Genomic DNA, 17235 nt, shown 5'->3' on the forward strand with positions numbered 1-17235 from the left:
AAACGTTCAGCGTCTGTTCCCATAGGAGAGGCGCGATGCTCACGCGCAAGCAGCACGAACTCATCTGCTTCATCGCCGACCGACTGGCCGAAACCGGCGTCTCGCCCTCGTTCGAGGAAATGAAGGACGCGCTCGAACTCAAGTCGAAGTCGGGGGTTCACCGCCTGATCAGCGCGCTCGAGGAGCGCGGGTTCCTGCGCCGCCTCCCCAACCGCGCCCGCGCGCTCGAAGTGCTCAAGATGCCCGAGGTGAAGGCCGCCGCGAAGAAGGCCGCGCCCACGGTCGCACCGAGCGTCTCCGCCCCCCTGCCCACCCCCGCCAACGACGTCATCGAGATCCCGTTGCACGGCCGCATCGCCGCCGGTGTGCCAATCGAGGCGATGGAGGGCGCGACGATGCTCCCTGTCCCTGCGGCGCTGCTCGGCTCGGGCGAGCATTATGCGCTCGAAGTGTCGGGCGATTCGATGGTCGAGGCAGGGATCCTCGACGGCGACTATGCGCTGATCCGCCGCCAGGAAGTCGCGCGCGACGGCGAGATCGTCGTGGCGTTGATCGACGACAGTGAAGCGACGCTCAAATTTTTCCGGCATGAGGGCGGGATGGTTCGCCTCGATCCCGCCAACCGCAGCTACGATCCCCAGCGCTATCGGCCCGATCAGGTGCGCGTACAGGGCCGGCTCGCGGGCTTGCTGCGTCGCTACTGAGGTCCTCGCCGGCGTCGGGGCCGGCATTTCGGCTTCGATCCTCCGGCGGGTTCTGCCATGAGAAACCGATGGCCGACTCGTTCAATTTTCGCGTTGGTGGCGCGCTGATGCGCCGGCCCGGCATGGCGGGCCGGTCATGAGCCTCACGCCCGCCTTCCTTGACGAGCTCCGCGCACGGACCACCCTGTCTGCGCTGGTCGGTCGCACCGTAAAACTTCAGCGCGCGGGCCGCGAGTATCGCGCCTGCTGCCCCTTCCATAACGAGAAGAGCCCGAGCTTCTACGTCAACGACGACAAGGGCTTCTATCACTGCTTTGGCTGCGGCGCGCATGGCGATGCGATCCGCTGGATGACCGAGCAGCAGGGCCTGCCCTTCATTGACGCGGTCAAGGAATTGGCGCAGGCGGCCGGGCTCGACATGCCCGAACAGGACCGCCGCGCCGCGCAGAAGGCCGAGCGCGCCAGGTCGCTGCACGATGCAATGGCAGCGGCGGCCAAGTGGTACGAGGACCAGCTCTGGGGCCTCGGCGGCGAGGAGGCGCGCGCGCTCCTCGACCGGCGCGGCGTGCGGCCGGACACGGCGCGCGCCTTCGGCCTCGGCTTCGCGCCCGACAGCCGCGGACAGCTGCGCAAGGCGCTTGCCGAGTTCGGCGACGCGATGCTCGTCGAATGCGGCCTGCTGATCCAGGTCGACGGCAAGGAGCCCTATGACCGGTTCCGCGGCCGGCTGATGATCCCGATCCGCAACGCGCGCGGCCGGGTGATCGCCTTTGGCGGCCGCATCATCGGCGCGGGTGAGCCCAAATATCTGAACTCGCCCGAGACACCGCTCTTCGACAAGGGCCGCACGCTCTACAATCTCGACCGCGCCGGCGCCGCGTCGCGCAAGGCCGGCCGCGTGATCGCGGTCGAGGGCTATATGGACGTCATCGCCCTCGCCCAGTCGGGCTTTGGCGAGGCGGTTGCCCCGCTCGGCACCGCGCTGACCGAGGCGCAGCTCGAACGGCTGTGGCGGATGGCCGACGTGCCCATCCTCTGCTTCGACGGTGACGCCGCGGGCCAGAAGGCCGCCATCCGCGCCGCCGAGCGCGCGCTGCCGATGCTGGCGCCGGGCAAGAGCCTTGAGATTGCGACGCTGCCCGACGGCCTCGATCCCGATGATATCGTCGGTGCTGGCGGCGCAAAGGCTTTTGAAAGCATCATCAAGCGCGCGCGCTCACTCGATGACCATATCTGGACGAGCGAGTTCGGGACGCTTCCACCGCAAGCTGGGCCAGACGAGCGTGCGGCGTTGCTTCACCGGCTTCAGCAAGCGGCCGACACGATCCGCGAGCCGATCATCAGAGATCAGTATCGCAGCGCGCTACGCGAGCGCTTCTACGGCGTCTTCGGCAGCCGGGCGCAGCGCATGTCGGTCGTGCAGGCCGCGGCGGACGGTCCCGTTCACGAGGAGCGTCGTGGCCTGCAATTCACGCTGCATCGCGCAGTGCTCTTGGGCTTGATGCGCTACCCTGAAGTGCTTGTTGAGCGAAGCGACGAGGTCTCGAGTCTTCCTATCGTTCACAGGAAACTTCGGGAGTGGCGTGACATTCTCGTCGAATGGGCGCTGCAATGGCCAGCGCCGGAACTGGCTGAACTCACTCATGAGATGCTCGGAAGTGATTTCGGGCTCGAGATCGAGAGGCGCTGCTATCGCAAGGACCTGGCGTTCAGCTTCTACTTCGAGCGCTCGGAGTCGACAGAACCGGCCGACGATCTGCGAAGGCTGCTGGAATTGCTCATCGAGGAGCATGTTGCGCGGCGGGCGGCTGCGCTACGGAACGCCGAGGCTGTTCGCGAGATGACCGAGGCGAGCTTCGCCGCTCAACGTGCGGCCGTCCTAGAAACCAACAGCGTGCATCAGCGCCTCTCGACATGGCTGGAGCAGTTCAGGGAAGCCGCTTGATCCCTGTGGCCCAATCCCCATATCGCTGTCACAATCGTGGAGCGGCGCGCTCATGCGAGTTGCAAAATCCATATCAATCGGCATGTAGGGGCGCATTCCCTTGTATAATGCGCCATCGGGTAATCGAGGGCAGTTGATGGCGAAGGCGAACGGTGGCGGCGGCGACGACACGATCGAGGTAGGCGACGCGCCGCTGATCGACCTCAACGAAGGGTCGATGAAGAAGCTGATCGCCCGCGCCAAGAAGCGCGGCTACATCACCGTCGATCAGCTGAACGAGATGCTGCCGCAGGACCAGATGTCCAGCGAGCAGATCGAGGACATCATGGCCGCGCTCAACGACATGGGCGTGAACGTTGTCGAGAACGAGGAAGCCGGCGAGGATTCCGAGCCCGACGACGACAGCGCCGACGATGCCGAGACTGCTGACAGTCAGGACGACAGCGCCCCCGCCTTCGAAGCGCCCAAGAAGAAGGAGACGGTCGATCGCACCGACGATCCCGTCCGCATGTATCTGCGCGAGATGGGAGCCGTCGAGCTCCTGAGCCGCGAGGGCGAGATTGCGATCGCCAAGCGGATCGAGGCGGGCCGCGACACGATGATCCTGGGGCTGTGCGAGAGCCCGATCACGTTCAACGCCATCATCAACTGGTCGACCGCGCTCAACGAAGGCACGATGCAGCTGCGCGAGATCCTCGATCTCGATGCGATGCTGTCGAAGGATCCTGCGCCCGAATCGCTGTCCGAGGACGGCGAGGACGATGGCGAAATCTCGGAGAAGAACGCCGGCCCCTCCTTCAAGGAAGAGGAGGAGCCCGAGGAGGCGTCTGCCGACGAGGACGAGGAGTCGATGACCGAGCGGCGCACCCCGCGCCCGTCGGACGACGACGATGAGGACAATACGCTCAGCCTCGCGCAGATGGAGGAAACGCTCAAGCCGCAGGCGCTCGAGAAGTTCGCCAACATCACCGCGCTCTACAAGACCTTCGCCAAGATGCAGGCCAAGCGCCTCGACGCGATGGCGGTGGGCGGCGAGCTTAGCGCGGCCGACGAGAAGAAGTACCAGAAGCTCCGCGAGGACCTGACCGCCGAGGTCGAGAGCGTCCAGTTCCATCAGGCGAAGATCGAATATCTCGTCGATCAGCTCTACAGCTTCAATCGGCGCCTGACCGCGCTGGGCGGCCAGATGCTGCGCCTGGCCGAGCGGCACAAGGTCAACCGCAAGGACTTCCTCGACCGCTATATGGGCCATGAGCTCGACGAGCAGTGGCTGGGAAGCGTCGGCGGGCTCGACAAGAAGTGGAAGGCGTTCGCCGACAACGAAGCGGGCGCGGTTGACCGCATCCGCGTCGAGATCGCGGAAATCGCTCAGTCGACGGGCATGGCGCTCGGCGAGTTCCGCCGCATCGTCAACATGGTCCAAAAGGGCGAGCGCGAGGCGCGCATTGCCAAGAAGGAGATGGTGGAGGCGAACCTTCGCCTCGTCATCTCGATCGCGAAGAAATACACCAACCGCGGGCTGCAGTTCCTCGACCTCATCCAGGAAGGCAATATCGGCCTGATGAAGGCGGTGGACAAGTTCGAGTATCGCCGCGGCTACAAGTTCTCGACCTATGCGACGTGGTGGATTCGTCAGGCGATCACCCGCTCGATCGCGGATCAGGCGCGGACGATCCGCATCCCCGTCCATATGATCGAGACGATCAACAAGCTCGTTCGGACCAGCCGCCAGTTCCTCCACGAACAGGGCCGCGAGCCCACGCCCGAGGAAATGGCCGAGCGCCTGTCGATGCCGCTCGAGAAGGTTCGCAAGGTGATGAAGATCGCCAAGGAGCCGATCAGCCTCGAAACGCCGATCGGCGACGAGGAGGATTCGCACCTCGGCGACTTCATCGAAGACAAGAACGCGATCATTCCGGTGGACGCCGCGATTCAGGCGAACCTGAAGGAGACCGTGACGCGCGTCTTGGCATCGCTGACGCCGCGCGAGGAGCGCGTGCTGCGCATGCGCTTCGGCATCGGCATGAACACCGACCACACGCTCGAAGAGGTCGGCCAGCAGTTCAGCGTCACACGCGAACGCATCCGCCAGATCGAGGCGAAGGCGCTGCGCAAGCTCAAGCATCCGTCGCGGTCGCGCAAGATGCGCTCCTTCCTCGACCAGTGAGCCGGCCGTAACCCGGCGAGGGCCGGGATTACGGCTGCGATGGATGGCGCGACATCAGCGGCGCCATAGCTGCCCCGGCCTCCGCCGGGATACAAACTCGAAAAACGCGCTCCCGCTAAAGGGGGAGCCCAGGGCGGCAGTCGATGGCGCTTGGGGCTCTGGGCTCCGCCTTTGCGGGAGTTTTCGCTTCGAGGCCGATTGACCAGGCTATATACGTTCCATATACGCTGCATATACAGGCCGCGACGAGGAACGCCGGTGGGCATCGTGAAGATCGACGAAACGCTCCACGCGGAGATCCGGCGGGCTAGCGCCGTCATGTGCCGCTCGATCAACGCGCAGGCCGAGTTCTGGATGAAGATGGGTATGTTGGCGGAAGCCAACCCTACGCTCTCCTTCAACGAGATCGTTCGGATCCAGCTCGCCGCGGCCGATATCGACCTGCCCGACCTCGCCGCCGCCTGACGATGGTCAAGACTCGCGACGAGCTGGCGAGGATGCGCACCGCCGGGCGGCTGCTGGCGCGCGTCTTCGAGATGCTCGACGAGCAGGATTTTGCCGGCAAATCGACGCTCGAGATCGACGCCATCGTCGAGCGCTTCATCGTCGACAACCTCAGCGCGCGTCCCGCCAGCAAGGGACAGTATGGCTATGCCCACGTCCTCAACTGCTCGATCAACCATGTCGTCTGTCACGGCGTGCCCGATGCCGGGGCGATCCTGAAGGACGGCGATATCGTCAATCTCGACATCACTCTTGAGAAGGACGGGTTCATCGCCGATTCGAGCAAGACGTATGTCATCGGCAATGCCAGCACTGGGGCGCGGCGGCTGGTGCGGGTCGCACAGGAGGCGATGTGGAAAGGGATCGGCGCGGTCCGGCCGGGCGCGCGGATCGGCGATGTCGGGCATGCGATCGAGCGCCACGCCAAGCGCCACGGCTATGCGGTGGTGCGCGACTATTGCGGCCACGGCATCGGGCGCGAGATGCACGAGCCGCCCTCGGTCCCCGGCTTCGGCAGGCCTGGCACCGGCGTGCTGCTGCGCGAGGGCATGACCTTCACGATCGAGCCGATGCTCAACCAGGGTACGCGGCGGACCGCCACGCTTGAGGACGGATGGACCGTGGTAACGGGCGACGGCCGTCTGTCCGCGCAGTTCGAGCACACCGTCGCGGTGACGGCGACGGGCGTCGAGGTGCTGACCCTGCGCGAGGGTGAACGCGCCGCGGCCTGAAACCGGCCTAATCGAAACGCTTATGTCGGTCGCCCGCCGCGGCGCGTAGCGTCGCCCCAGTATCAGGGAGCGACCGTCATGATCGAAGCCGCCGCGCGCAGCCTGCCCGTCCAAAACTCAATTAGCGTCGTGCCGTTCGTCGGCGCTTCCTCTGCCGCAACATTGTCGATCCAGCCCACAGCCGCGCCCGCGATCCCGCGCATCGCCGCCAACGACGTCTCGACCGCCGACGACGTGCGCACCAATGCGCTCCTCTCCGAAGACGTCTACCGCGCAGAACCGACGCCGCCCGCGGGCTATCGCGTGGCGTCCGCCGACGACCTTCAGGCGCTGGGGCTGACCCCGGCGATGCTCGAAATGCCCGGCTCGTCGTTCCGGGCGCGGGTCTATGCCACGGACACGATCAGCGGCACCGAATATGTCGTCGCCTTTCGCGGATCTTCGGCGGGCGAGGACTGGGCGAACAATGCGCAGCAGGCGCTTGGCCTCAATTCGGAAAGCTATGCGAAGGCGCTGCAGATCGGCCGCCAGATCGCGCGAAGCGACGAGCAGGTGAGCTTCACCGGCCACTCGCTCGGCGGCGGGCTCGCCTCGGCTGCGGCGGTCGCCAGCGGGCGGACCGCCGACACCTTCAACGCGGCCGGCCTTCATGACGACACGATCGCCGCCGCACGCGGCATCGCGGCGAGTTCGGGGCGCGGCACCGCGTCGGTCGATGCCTGGTATGTGCCCGGAGAGATCCTGCATCTCGTCCAGAATGGCGGCGACCGCGCGCTGGGCGGGCTGCTCGGCGGCATTCCCGGCGCGCTGGTCGCCGACGCGCCGGAAGCCTATGGCACGCAGCGCGCGCTTCCCGACATCCGACCCGAGGGTAAGGGCTTCTTCGACGGGTTGAACCCGGTCGATCGGCACGGCATGGACTGGGTGGTCGCGGGAACCACCGGCCTGCGCTGACCCGGCGCGGCACCCCGACGGGAGTGCGTGATGTGCGTCGTGCCATCTTTCCGCCCATGGCCGCGTCGCTTCTGATGGGGTGCGCAGCGGCTCCGGCGGCGGGTTGCTTCTATCCCGAGACCCAATTGCCCGATCCCGGCGCCGCCATACGCTCGGCGGGGGTCGGAGACAGCGCCCGGTCGCTGATTGAGGCACTCGCCGCGGGCGACGAAGCGCAAGTTGCGAGCCTGCTCAACGCCGATCCGCAGCTGGCGCGCCAGCCGCTCGGCAAGCGTTACGATATGCTGAGCTTCGCGGTGGCCAGCTGTCGGCGCGGCGCGGTCGATGCGCTGCTCGCCGCCGGCGCGCCGGTGAACGGCGGCGACGACGGCATGCCGCTGATCCTCGCCCTTCGCGCCCGCGACACCTGGTTCGCCGAGCGTTTGCTCAAGGCGGGCGCCTCGCCCGAGCCGCGCGGCAACCCCACGATCCCGATGTCGACCGTGATCGGCCTCAACCAGCCCGATCGCGTCGCGATGCTCCTCGACGCCGGTGCGTCGCCCGACGGCCCGCGCCAGCGCGACACCGCGCACGATACGGGCAATCGGCCGCTGCATCAGGCGCTCGACATGGAGCGGTTTCGTATCGCCGAGCTGCTGCTCGACCGCGGCGCCGATCCCTGGGCGATCGATGCGGGCGGTGCCAATCTCGCCACGTCGGCCGCGACGCCGATGCTGACCAAGGACGAAGCTGAAGCGAAGGCACAGAGGCGGCTGCTGGCCCGCGTCGAGGCGCTCGGCTGGCCCCGCCCCGCCCCCGATCCGCGCGCCATCCGTAAGCTCGCGCTGGAAGGCGCCTGGCCCCCGACGGGAGCGAATGGCGCCGCGCCCATTCCGCCCCACGTCCTCGACCTGATCCGCGAACGGGCGCAGCGCGCGCCCGCCCGCTGACTGCTCAGGCGAACAGCGGCGGCCGATCGGCCGGGACGGTGCGCACCGGCGTGCTCGTCGCCGCCGCCAGGTCGATCGCGAAGCCGAACAGCAGGAACGCGCCGAACAGCTGGCCGAGCTCGCCCAGGCTCGGCATCGTGCTGTCGGGTCCATAGAGCGCGCCGGGCCGGGTGGCGTCGAGATCTGCCTGCGTCGCGACCTCGCCCGTCAGTTCCGAGCGCCAGCCCGAACCGGTCGCATTCTCGTTGAGCACGAACCCGTCGCGCGTCGCCGCGTCTAGCGCCTCGCCATCGTTCGACATCGAGATGCTGAGGTCGCCGAGCTGGTTCTGGCTGATCCCCTCGACCAGGATCGCGCGGTCGTCCTTGGTGATCGTCAGCGAGCTCGCGACATAGGCATTGGGATTGTCACCGAACGGCTCGGTCCCGATCGTGATCTTGGTCCCGTTCTCGAGCGTGAAGGTCGTCGTGCCCCAGAAGTCATAGACATGCTGGCCGTCGACCTCGACATGCGGGTCGCCCCAGATGCGCGTGGTCTCGCCGGTCGCGGCGTTGCGGATAGTGATCTCCGAATTGCGCTCGTCGAGCTGGAGGGTGTAGCCGTCGCCCAGGTCGATATCGCCGCCATGCTCGCCGGTCAGCTTGGCTTCCCACTTCGCCTCGGGAAGCGGCGCGAATTCGCCACCCGCGAGCAGTCCGGCCTGCACCTGATAGAGCGAGGCCAGCTCACGAAAGGCATATGCGCTCGCCTCCAGCCGGTCAGCGAAGCTGGCGGCGATGCGCCCGCCCATCATCAGTCCCGCCGCCTGACCCAGCCGCGCACCCGCGGCGATCGAGAAGGCGGCATTGAAGCTGTTGTCGATCATCGTCCCGTTCCCTTGGCAGTCGAATGGCCGGGACGACGCGCTGGTCAGCGCGACGCTTCCAGCCGGATGGTCACTTGGTCCAGAAACTCGGTCACGCCTTCGACGCCCTCGCGGGCGGGGGCTTGCCCCGCGAGGGCGTCGTCGACGCGCTCCAGCGTGCTCCCGTCGACGCGCGCCGCCATATGTGCGGCGATCGTGCCCGCGAGCGCCTCGATCGCGCGCATCAGCTCGCCCTCCGCGGCCGGCGCGCTGCCGGGAAAGGCGCGCGTTGCCATGTCGGCGACCTCGCGCAGGCGATAGGGGTCGGCGGCGGGCGCTCGGCCGCCCACCCCGATCCCCAGTTCGTCGACAATCCGCCCGACCACCGCCAGCGCGACGCTGCGCACGCTCGCCTCGCCGACGCTGGCGGGGCTGCGCCCGTCGCGGCCGGCGGGGTCGATGGGGCCGAGCGGCCCGGTATGGATGCGGTCGATGGTCATCGTCTTTCCCGATCAGCGTTGTGGCATCGCAAAGCACGCGGCGCGCTCCGCGAAACGCTTAGACGAGATAATCGGAACGATTAGTCGTGGCGAGCGCGGGGTAAACGCAAGGGGCGTCCTGGCCGGCGCCGCCTCGATCGGACGCTCGCAACCGAGTTCGGCTATCGAGCCGCCCCCATCCTCAAAGCCCGGCTTTGGCGCAGAGCGCGTAGAGCGGCCGAACCTTTGCATGCCCTGTGCCGTGCATCGCGGCGAGCCGCGCGCGACCGGCACAGGCGATCCGCCGCCGCCGCTTCGTCCGCGGCGCGCGTCGCCGTGACGCTTTCAGATGCGCGTTCACAGCGACAATCCCCGCAGGCGATGATTCCCGAGACGATTCGAAGCCGACCGCGGGCACCATTGACGTCAACCTGCTCCGATCATTGCATGACGCCACTCATGCTCCGGCCTTCGGATACGATGATGCCGGATCACTCCGCCCGGGAAGCACCAGTCATCAAGGTCGCGCCGAGATCCTCAACCGACCGCGACCGGTGCCGCGGCGACCATGGCGCGGCCGTCATGTTCGTCGCTTGCGATCGGCGACTGACGAGGCAGGTCGTCGACTTCGGCATGGCCGGGCCGCGGGGGTTTGCAGGGGCGGCGTTGACAGTTTCGTCGCCGCCTCGGCCGCGATTTGCGCCGTGCGCGCACCGTCGTCCTTGTTGAGCGGGGTTGGCACGAACGGGATCCGATCAGTGACCAAGCATTGTGGCCGGCCGATAGGTGTCGAGCATCGCGCATTATCCCGTCAATAGCCGAGGCGATTGCACAGGCCGTAGAGCTGCTGCACCCGGGGGTCGCTTGCCCCAAAACGCGCTCGGATCGAGGCGCGTTGCGCACAGGTCGAACGCGCGCGAGCCGCGTTGTCGACGCGCCGGCTGCCGCCGCCGCGGGCAATTCGGTCAGCGTGATTGCGCATCGTTGCGCTGTGCACCCCCGCTTGGCCGACAGCGACAGGATCGATCTGTGCCATGGCACCGCTCGTCGGGAAGCATAGCGTCGCAAGTCCGAGCGGTACCGCCGTATGTCTAATCGGGCTACGCATCAACACCTCCTGCGAAAGTCACTGGGAGAACAGCGCATCAAGGCTGCTCCTCCTTCGAAACCGCATTACGACAAAGCGGGCATTACTGCTTACGAGCGGTGTTCGACATCGCTTCGCCGACCGTCTTGATCGCGTTGCTGGTCGCGTTCATCAGCATCGATAACTGCTGCGACACGACGCTGAACTCGGCCGATGCCTTGGGATCGTCCTTGGTCATCGCCTTGGCCCGGTGGTCATCTCGTCGCCCAGCTCGTTGAGCTGATCGCCCAGCGCCTTCGCCATCGCCATCGCCATCAGCCAGCCCGGCGCCTTGCCGCCCGAGCGGGCCGACCGGACCTCGTCGCTGTCACTTGTGTCGTGCCGAGTTGGACTCCGCCCGCACGCCTCACGCCATCAGGGGGTTGTGAGATCGGAGCGTCGCCCCGGCATTCAGATCAGGGCTTTGCGACTGCCGCGCCCACTGCGGCTCGCCCTTCAGCGTCGCCGAATTGAAGGTCCGGACCAGCCTGTCGGAAGATGTCGTCAGCGAGGTCGGCTGGCTCGCTCAGGCTAAGCGGCGAAAAACGCTGCGTCTGGATCGGCGCGGCCGCCATACTAAGCGAAGCTTCGATGACGCCACACTCCACGCGATCCTCTGTCGCCTGATCGCCAGGTGTTCGCAGCGGTAGAAACCACCGTGCGGCGGCAACCTCGCCAGTTAGGGGAACCGTCATAGACATTTCCAAATTTGAGAGAATGTCGGAGGCATCAGTACCCGGCGTTCCTGCACAATCGTTCCAACTTGACGACCGACGGATGCGACGCACCTTGCTGGGCACGAAATCGCGCTCGCTGTGAACAGGCTGCCGCTTGCGAGGCATTGCGAGCTTTCCCTGTACGTCGAACCGACGTTCCGCGCGCCCGTTCGGCATGAAGACGAGCCGAGTCACTGATCGCGCGATCGCGCGCCCAAGCGCTTGTATCGATGACGGGCGATATGTCTTGTGCTGCAGCCGGACAGGCCAATGCGATCGCAAATAGAGCCATAGGATACTTCATGTCGCAACTCCGAAACATCCGATCATCGTCCTAGCATCAAATGGGGCTGACCTTTAATGGGTCAGCCCCTAGTGCGTGGCAGTTATGGGACGAAGCGAGTTACTGCTTGCGCGCCATACCCGCGAGAGCCTCGCCGATCGTCTTGATCGCGTTGTTAGTCGCATTCATGAGCATGCTGAACTGCTGAGAAACGACGCCGAACTCGGCCGAAGAGCTCGGATCCTTTTCGCTGATGGTAGCCGCGCGCTGCTCCATGTCCGCCGCAAGCTCGTCCAGCTTCTCACCGAGCACGGTTGCCATCGCCATCAACCAGCCGGGGGCTCCAGGCACGCCAGCCTTACCCTTCGGATTGGCCTTCGCTTCCTTGAAGTCCTCACTCTGGCTCATCTGATCGACGATATCGCGGATGAAGTCGTTGGAAACACGCTGCGCATTGCCGATCTCCGCCGGGCTTGCGCCATACTCGGCACCAAAGGCTTGCAGCGCCTCATCAGCGTTCCGAAACTGCCCCGCGAAGTCGCCGTTCGCACCAGCGAATGCACCTTGCGCCATGTCGATCGTCGACTGCGGCAGGCCAAGCTGGTTGCCCATCGACTGGATGATCTGCTGGCCCATCTGCGAGATAATCTGCGTCGCCAGCTGCGCGACGATCCCGCCCGCCGGGCCGAGCGCCGCGGTGGCGAGAAGCGAAACCGGGTTGAAACCGCCGATACCGAACATCGTCTGTCTCCTTGAGTGATCTTTCCCGGCGATGCTCCCCACCGCCGTCGCCATCCTTCTCCCCCATTCCCCCCGCCGCCACACTCACCGATCCGACTAGCGGCCTAATCGAATCGCTTAGCTGAGCGGGTGAAACAGCACGCCCGCGAGCGCGATGAGCTCGCGCACGCCGTCGAGCTCGAGCTTGCGGCACATGTTGTTGAGGTGGACGCGCACCGTATTCTCGCTGATGACGAGGAGCGTCGCGATATCGGCGTTGGCGCGGCCCCAGCCGAGGAAGCGCAGCACCGCCGCCTCGGTCCGGGTCAGCGTCTGGATCGCCTCCAGGTGGCGCGCCGGGATGCGGCTCTTGGGAATCCGGAACTCGCCGACCAGTTCCTCCTCGGTCGCCGCAACCGCGTCGGCCTTGCGCAGCAGGCGCATCAGCTCGCGCAGGCGGACTTCCTCGGCGGGGTCGAAGGCGTCGTCGCTCATCGTGCCAGCGCCCCGATCACCGCCTTCACAACGCCGCCGCGCTCGGCGAGGTCGTTGACGACCGCCTGGGCGATCGCGGGGATCAGCGTGACGAGCAGCAGCGTCGCCGCCCAAGCCTTGAGCGACAGCGACAGCGAGAAGACGTTGAGTTGCTGCGCGAAGCGGTTGAGCAGCCCGAGCCCTGCATCGATGACGTAGAGGACCATGAGGACGGGCGCGGAGATCAGGAAAGCGAGCATCATCAGCCGCCCGAACTCGTTCTCGAAGACACGGAGCGACCCCATGTCGAGGCTCGGCCAGTCGGCGGCGATCGGCCAGATCGCATAGCTTTCGATGACCGTCCCGACGAGCAGCAAGAGGCCGCCGCTGGCGCAGAAGATCACGTTGGCCAGCCGCCCCAGCAGCGCGCCGTTCAATGAGGTCATGTTGCCGCCCATCGGTTCGAGCACCTGGCCGATCGTCGCGCCGACCTTCGCATCGATGATCTCCCCCGCCGCCTCGATCGCCCAGAGCAACGTCCCGAAGAAGAAGCCGATCACGAGCCCGGCGGCAGCTTCCTTGAGCAGCATCCGCGCCCATTGGAGCGCGCCCATGCCACTGGGATCGACCGAGGGCTGCATGACGAAGGCGACGCCGCCCAGCGTCAGGATGATCGCGTTGCGCACCGTCGGCGGAATGACGTCGCGCGCGAACACGGGCACCAATACGAAGGCGAAGCCGAACCGCGCCGAGGCGAGTGCGACGAGCAGCAACTGCGCGCCCCAGGGCTGCGACGCAATCCCGCCCCCCATCAGCCGCGCACCATCCCCGCAAAGCCCGAGAAGATCTGGTCGCTGAAGGTGAACAGGCTGCCCGCCAGCAGCCCGGCGGTGACGAACAGCGTCGCCACCACCGCGAAGAACTTGAGCGTGTATTGCAGCGTCTGTTCCTGCAGCTGCGTCGCGGCCTGCACGATCGCGACGAGCAGGCCGACGGCCGACGCCGCGACGATCGGCGGGGCGGACAGGAGCAGGACCAGCCACAGCGCCTGCGTCGTGACCGATAGGATCGAATCGGTCATGCCGCCCGCTCCCTCCATCCCATCCGTTCGTATCGGGCGAAGTCGAGGCACATCGCCGAGCGAAGCCGAGGCCAGTGCTGTTGCATGCCTCGACTACGCTCAGCCGGCCCCCTCGACTTGGCTCGGGGCGACCGGATTGGAAGCGCCTCACACATAACTCAGCACCAGATTGTGACTGATCTTTACCCACCCATCGACCAGCACGAACAAGAGGAGCTTGAACGGCAGCGAGATCGTCACCGGCGACAGCATCATCATGCCGAGCGCCAGCAGGATGTTCGAGATGACCAGGTCGATGACCAGGAACGGCAGAAACAGCAGGAAGCCGATCTGGAACGCCGTCGTCAGTTCCTTCACGACAAAGGCCGGGATGACGACGATGAAGTCGGTCGGCGCCGCCGCCAGCGTATTGGTCTTGGCGGCGACTCGCGCCTGGGTGCGGACGAAGAAGTCGCGCTCGCCGGGATCGCTATGCTCGATGAGGAACGCGCGCAGCGGCTCCTTGGCGCGGTCGGCGGTGTCGAAGATCTGTGCGGTCTGCTGGCCGGTCGGGTTCGGCCCGGCCGCCGCCTGCATCTGCTGGATCGTCGGGTACATGACGTAGAGCGACAGGATCAGCGCCAGCCCGTTGAGGACGAGGTTGGGCGGCACCTGCTGAAGTCCGAGGGCGTTGCGGACGAGGCTGAGCACCACGACGATCTTGGTGAAACTCGTCACCATCACCGCGAAAAAGGGCGCGAGCGCGATAAGGACGACGGTGACGAGCGCCGTGCCCGGCGTGAAGGCGGAAAGGTCCATGCGCCTACTCCCCGATCAGCACGCCGTAGGCGTCGCCGACCGACACGAGCGTGCCGCGCGCGAAGGGCCGTCCGCTGGCGAGCAAGCGCACGGCGATACCGCCCCCCTCGTCGGCATCGACAGGCACGACGCTCCCCTCCCGCAGGCCCTGAATGTCGCCGAGCGTCAGGGCGCCCGCGTCGATCTCGATCATCACCGGCACGGCGAAGCGGGCGTCGGGGGATGGCGTCGCCACCGCATCGGCGGCAGGTCGTTCGGTCAGGTCCTGCATTCAGGATGCTCCGATGGAGAGGATGTGAAACTGGCGGGCCGCGGGGTCGAACCGGCCCGCAATCGAACGGCCCGCAACATTCAGGCGCGCGGGCAGCGTGTCGCCACCGATGAGCAGCAGGTCGCCCTGCCCCAGTCCCGCGGCGTCGTGCGGCGCGATCCGCGGCCCCTCGATCGAGAGGGTCGCGGGTAGCGTCAGGGCGCCGACCAGTTCGGGCGCAAAATCGGCGCGTGCGGGCAGCAGCGGGAGTGCGACGGGCAGCGCCAGCCGCAGCCGCGACGCCGCGCCATGCTCGATCGTGACGATCAGCCCCGCGGGCGGTTCGGCGCTCAGATCCTCGGGTTCCAACGATACGCCCAGCGCCGCCTCGACCGCAGCGATCAGGGACTCGGCGCGTTCGATCAACGCGGCCGCACCGACGGCATCATCGGCGTCGAACCGCAGCGGCGCGCCCTCCAGCCGGTCGATCGCCAGCCCCGCGCCATTGGCGAAGCGCAGCCAGCCGCCGCGCAAATCGGGCATTCCCTCGATCCGGGCACCGAGTACCAGCCCGTCCACCTTCACGCCGGTCAGCGCCGCAACGGCGACCCGACGACGCTCGGCCTCGTCGGGATCCATCGCGGGCAGCGTCAGAACCGCATTCACGTCAGCGGCTCCTCGCCGGCGGGCCAGCTTTTGAGCAGGCTGATGCCGCCCGCGGTGACGCCGACCAGCATCACCTCGCCGCGCGCCTCGATCAGGACGACGCGCTCGCTCTGCCCCAGCGGCATGGCGCGCAGGAAGCGGATGGGTCGCTCGCCTTCGCTCTCGGCCGTCTGGAACCGGTCCTGCCACCGGCGCAGACCCTTGAGCAGGACGAAAGCCAGCCCCAGCACCACCGCCAGCGCGATGACGACGGCGAGCAGGCTCGACAGGACGGTCCAGACGCTCACGCCCATTCCCCATGGCCGTCCTCGCGCAGGCGCGGGGTCTCGTCGGCGCGGGCGCGCCGAGCCCACAGGATGATTTCGGCAATCACGTCGAACTGGTCCTCCGGAATGACGTCGCCCACGCCCGATGTGGCGAAGACGGTGCGGGCGAGCGGCACGTTGCGGACGATCGGCACGCCGTTCGCCTCCGCCTCGGCACGCATCGCGGCGGCGAGCGGCCCCTCGCCCTTCGCCGCGATCACCGGCACCGGGCAGTCGGCAGGGTCGTAATCGAGCGCGACCGCCAGGTGCGTCGGGTTGGTGAGCAGGACATTGGCGGTGCCCGCCGCGGCGACGGCGTTCTGATTGGCCCACTCCTCGTGCATCTGGCGCCGCTGCTGCTTGAGCATCGGGTCGCCCTCATTGTCCTTGTGCTCCTGGCGGATGTCGCGCCGGCTCATCATCAGCTTCTTGACGTAGCGGTGCTGGACCCAGGCGCGGTCGGCCGCCGCGACGACGAGGAACACCGCCACCGTCCAGCCGACGAGTTGCAGCGTCAGCGACTGAATGAGGTCGAGCACCGCGGCCGCGAGGCGTGGCCCTGCGCGGCTGTCGAGTCCCCAGCCCGCCGCGTGCATCAGCGCCGCGAACTTGTCGATCGAGGCGTAGAGCACGCCCGCGGTGATCGCGATCACCAGCGCCGCCTTGATGACGGTCTTGAAGAGCTCGAACAGATTGTCTGGGCTGAACATCCGCTTCAGGCCCTCAACAGGGTCAAGCTTCGACAGCTGCGGCTTCAGCTTCTCGGTGGTGACCAGTGCGCCGGTCTGAAGGAACTCGCCAGCCACGCCCGCGAGTGCGGCCGGGATCAGGACGATGCCCGCGACGACCAGCACCAGCACGAAGGCGCTGGTGCCGATACCCTGCAGCGTCGCCCTGAACGAATCGCCTGTCGCATGGGCGATGCTGAGTTCGGTGAAATCGGCGATCCGCGCGGCGACCAGGCCGGCACCGACCATGAACAGCACGCCCCAGGCGATCATTGCAATCGCCGCCGACAGATCCTTCGATTTGGCGATGTCGCCCTTCAGCCGGGCGTCGCGCAGGCGCTTGGCGGTTGGTTTCTCGGTCTTGTCGCCGCCCTGGTTCTTGTCCGCCATCCGCTACTCCAAACGCACCCCGCGCGCTCCATTTAGCGCCGGGTGCGGGTTGGTCGGGCCGCCCAACAGGGGCGAGTGGAAGCGGGGACTTCACTGCACGAACAAGTAATGCCCTTTAAAAGACGTGGCCGAATTGCGGCGGTCAAGCTCTTTAGGGTCAGACACGATCAGTAGAGTGATCGACAAGATGTTACGTTTACGCAACGGAAAAGCGCTGATCGCTGCTCTCGATCGGTTGCGTCGGTTCGTCCGATTTTTCCCGTCGGATCAACGCTCCATGCTTTGATCTCGTCGAAAACCGCAACATTTGGGCAACATAAGGTCGCTAGTCGGCCGCTCGGGGACGGGTTGCCCGGCGTACTTCGGCGTGACCCCGCTGCACGGATCGAACCTGGAGCATGATGGAAACATCATCTCCGTTGGAGGGGCGAGCCCGTGAAG

At 66.7% G+C, this 17235-nt stretch carries 19 protein-coding genes; 7 read left to right on the forward strand and 12 right to left on the reverse strand.

The features are described 5' to 3' along the window. Positions 1-35 precede the first annotated feature (35 nt). The 7 genes from lexA to COC42_RS01870 all read left to right on the forward strand — a co-directional run bounded on the left by lexA (position 36) and on the right by COC42_RS01870 (position 7934). On the forward strand, positions 36-704 hold the full coding sequence (gene lexA, locus COC42_RS01840; protein ID WP_096341587.1) for a transcriptional repressor LexA: 669 nt from the start codon (positions 36-38) through the stop codon (positions 702-704). Between the two features lie 136 nt (positions 705-840). Beyond that, complete coding sequence (dnaG, locus tag COC42_RS01845; RefSeq protein ID WP_096341588.1) at positions 841-2649, forward strand: DNA primase; 1809 nt, start codon at positions 841-843, stop codon at positions 2647-2649. Positions 2650-2785: 136 nt separating this feature from the next. Then, the gene (gene rpoD / locus COC42_RS01850; RefSeq protein ID WP_096341589.1) at positions 2786-4816 is read left to right on the forward strand and encodes an RNA polymerase sigma factor RpoD; all 2031 of its coding nucleotides are present in this window, start codon (positions 2786-2788) and stop codon (positions 4814-4816) included. A 258-nt stretch (positions 4817-5074) separates the two neighbouring features. After that, positions 5075-5281: a ParD-like family protein gene (locus COC42_RS01855; protein ID WP_096341590.1), complete on the forward strand. Its 207-nt coding sequence runs from the start codon at positions 5075-5077 to the stop codon at positions 5279-5281. Between the two features lie 2 nt (positions 5282-5283). Then, positions 5284-6051 (forward strand): type I methionyl aminopeptidase, encoded by a 768-nt coding sequence (gene map, locus COC42_RS01860; RefSeq protein WP_096341591.1) that lies wholly within the window; start codon positions 5284-5286, stop codon positions 6049-6051. A gap of 78 nt (positions 6052-6129) precedes the next feature. Continuing rightward, positions 6130-7005: a Tle-like phospholipase domain-containing protein gene (locus COC42_RS01865; protein WP_141395759.1), complete on the forward strand. Its 876-nt coding sequence runs from the start codon at positions 6130-6132 to the stop codon at positions 7003-7005. A gap of 32 nt (positions 7006-7037) precedes the next feature. Next, positions 7038-7934, forward strand: a complete 897-nt coding sequence (locus tag COC42_RS01870) for an ankyrin repeat domain-containing protein (RefSeq protein ID WP_141395760.1) — start codon at positions 7038-7040, stop codon at positions 7932-7934. Between the two features lie 4 nt (positions 7935-7938). Here the strand turns inward: COC42_RS01870 and COC42_RS01875 are convergent, their stop codons facing one another. The 12 genes from COC42_RS01875 to COC42_RS01930 all read right to left on the reverse strand — a co-directional run bounded on the left by COC42_RS01875 (position 7939) and on the right by COC42_RS01930 (position 16794). Next, positions 7939-8799: a DUF1521 domain-containing protein gene (locus COC42_RS01875; protein ID WP_096341594.1), complete on the reverse strand. Its 861-nt coding sequence runs from the start codon at positions 8797-8799 to the stop codon at positions 7939-7941. A gap of 44 nt (positions 8800-8843) precedes the next feature. Beyond that, positions 8844-9278 (reverse strand): hypothetical protein, encoded by a 435-nt coding sequence (locus tag COC42_RS01880; protein WP_096341595.1) that lies wholly within the window; start codon positions 9276-9278, stop codon positions 8844-8846. A gap of 1169 nt (positions 9279-10447) precedes the next feature. After that, positions 10448-10582 carry a hypothetical protein gene (locus COC42_RS18040; RefSeq protein WP_281253065.1) on the reverse strand — a complete coding sequence of 45 codons (135 nt, stop codon included), beginning with the start codon at positions 10580-10582 and terminating at the stop codon, positions 10448-10450. A 920-nt stretch (positions 10583-11502) separates the two neighbouring features. Beyond that, complete coding sequence (locus tag COC42_RS01890) at positions 11503-12123, reverse strand: hypothetical protein (protein ID WP_096341597.1); 621 nt, start codon at positions 12121-12123, stop codon at positions 11503-11505. Between the two features lie 117 nt (positions 12124-12240). After that, positions 12241-12597 carry a helix-turn-helix domain-containing protein gene (locus COC42_RS01895; RefSeq protein WP_096341598.1) on the reverse strand — a complete coding sequence of 119 codons (357 nt, stop codon included), beginning with the start codon at positions 12595-12597 and terminating at the stop codon, positions 12241-12243. Continuing rightward, positions 12594-13388 carry a type III secretion system export apparatus subunit SctT gene (gene sctT / locus COC42_RS01900; protein WP_096341599.1) on the reverse strand — a complete coding sequence of 265 codons (795 nt, stop codon included), beginning with the start codon at positions 13386-13388 and terminating at the stop codon, positions 12594-12596. The genes COC42_RS01895 and sctT overlap by 4 nt, the downstream gene beginning before the upstream one ends. Next, positions 13388-13657 carry a type III secretion system export apparatus subunit SctS gene (gene sctS / locus COC42_RS01905; protein ID WP_096343020.1) on the reverse strand — a complete coding sequence of 90 codons (270 nt, stop codon included), beginning with the start codon at positions 13655-13657 and terminating at the stop codon, positions 13388-13390. The genes sctT and sctS overlap by 1 nt, the downstream gene beginning before the upstream one ends. Before the next feature lie 147 nt (positions 13658-13804). Continuing rightward, positions 13805-14455 (reverse strand): type III secretion system export apparatus subunit SctR, encoded by a 651-nt coding sequence (sctR, locus tag COC42_RS01910; RefSeq protein ID WP_096341600.1) that lies wholly within the window; start codon positions 14453-14455, stop codon positions 13805-13807. Positions 14456-14459: 4 nt separating this feature from the next. After that, positions 14460-14726 carry a FliM/FliN family flagellar motor C-terminal domain-containing protein gene (locus COC42_RS01915; protein WP_096341601.1) on the reverse strand — a complete coding sequence of 89 codons (267 nt, stop codon included), beginning with the start codon at positions 14724-14726 and terminating at the stop codon, positions 14460-14462. Further along, on the reverse strand, positions 14727-15371 hold the full coding sequence (locus tag COC42_RS01920; protein ID WP_096341602.1) for a hypothetical protein: 645 nt from the start codon (positions 15369-15371) through the stop codon (positions 14727-14729). It abuts the gene before it with no gap. Beyond that, entirely contained in the window at positions 15368-15658 is a 291-nt protein-coding gene (gene fliO, locus COC42_RS01925; protein WP_245843764.1) for a flagellar biosynthetic protein FliO, read from the reverse strand. Before fliO ends, COC42_RS01920 begins: the two co-directional genes overlap by 4 nt. Beyond that, positions 15655-16794: an EscU/YscU/HrcU family type III secretion system export apparatus switch protein gene (locus tag COC42_RS01930; RefSeq protein WP_096341604.1), complete on the reverse strand. Its 1140-nt coding sequence runs from the start codon at positions 16792-16794 to the stop codon at positions 15655-15657. The genes fliO and COC42_RS01930 overlap by 4 nt, the downstream gene beginning before the upstream one ends. Between the last annotated feature and the right edge of the window lie 441 nt (positions 16795-17235).

It is taken from the genome of Sphingomonas spermidinifaciens, from assembly GCF_002351485.1.
In the GTDB taxonomy this organism is placed as follows: domain Bacteria; phylum Pseudomonadota; class Alphaproteobacteria; order Sphingomonadales; family Sphingomonadaceae; genus Sphingomonas; species Sphingomonas spermidinifaciens.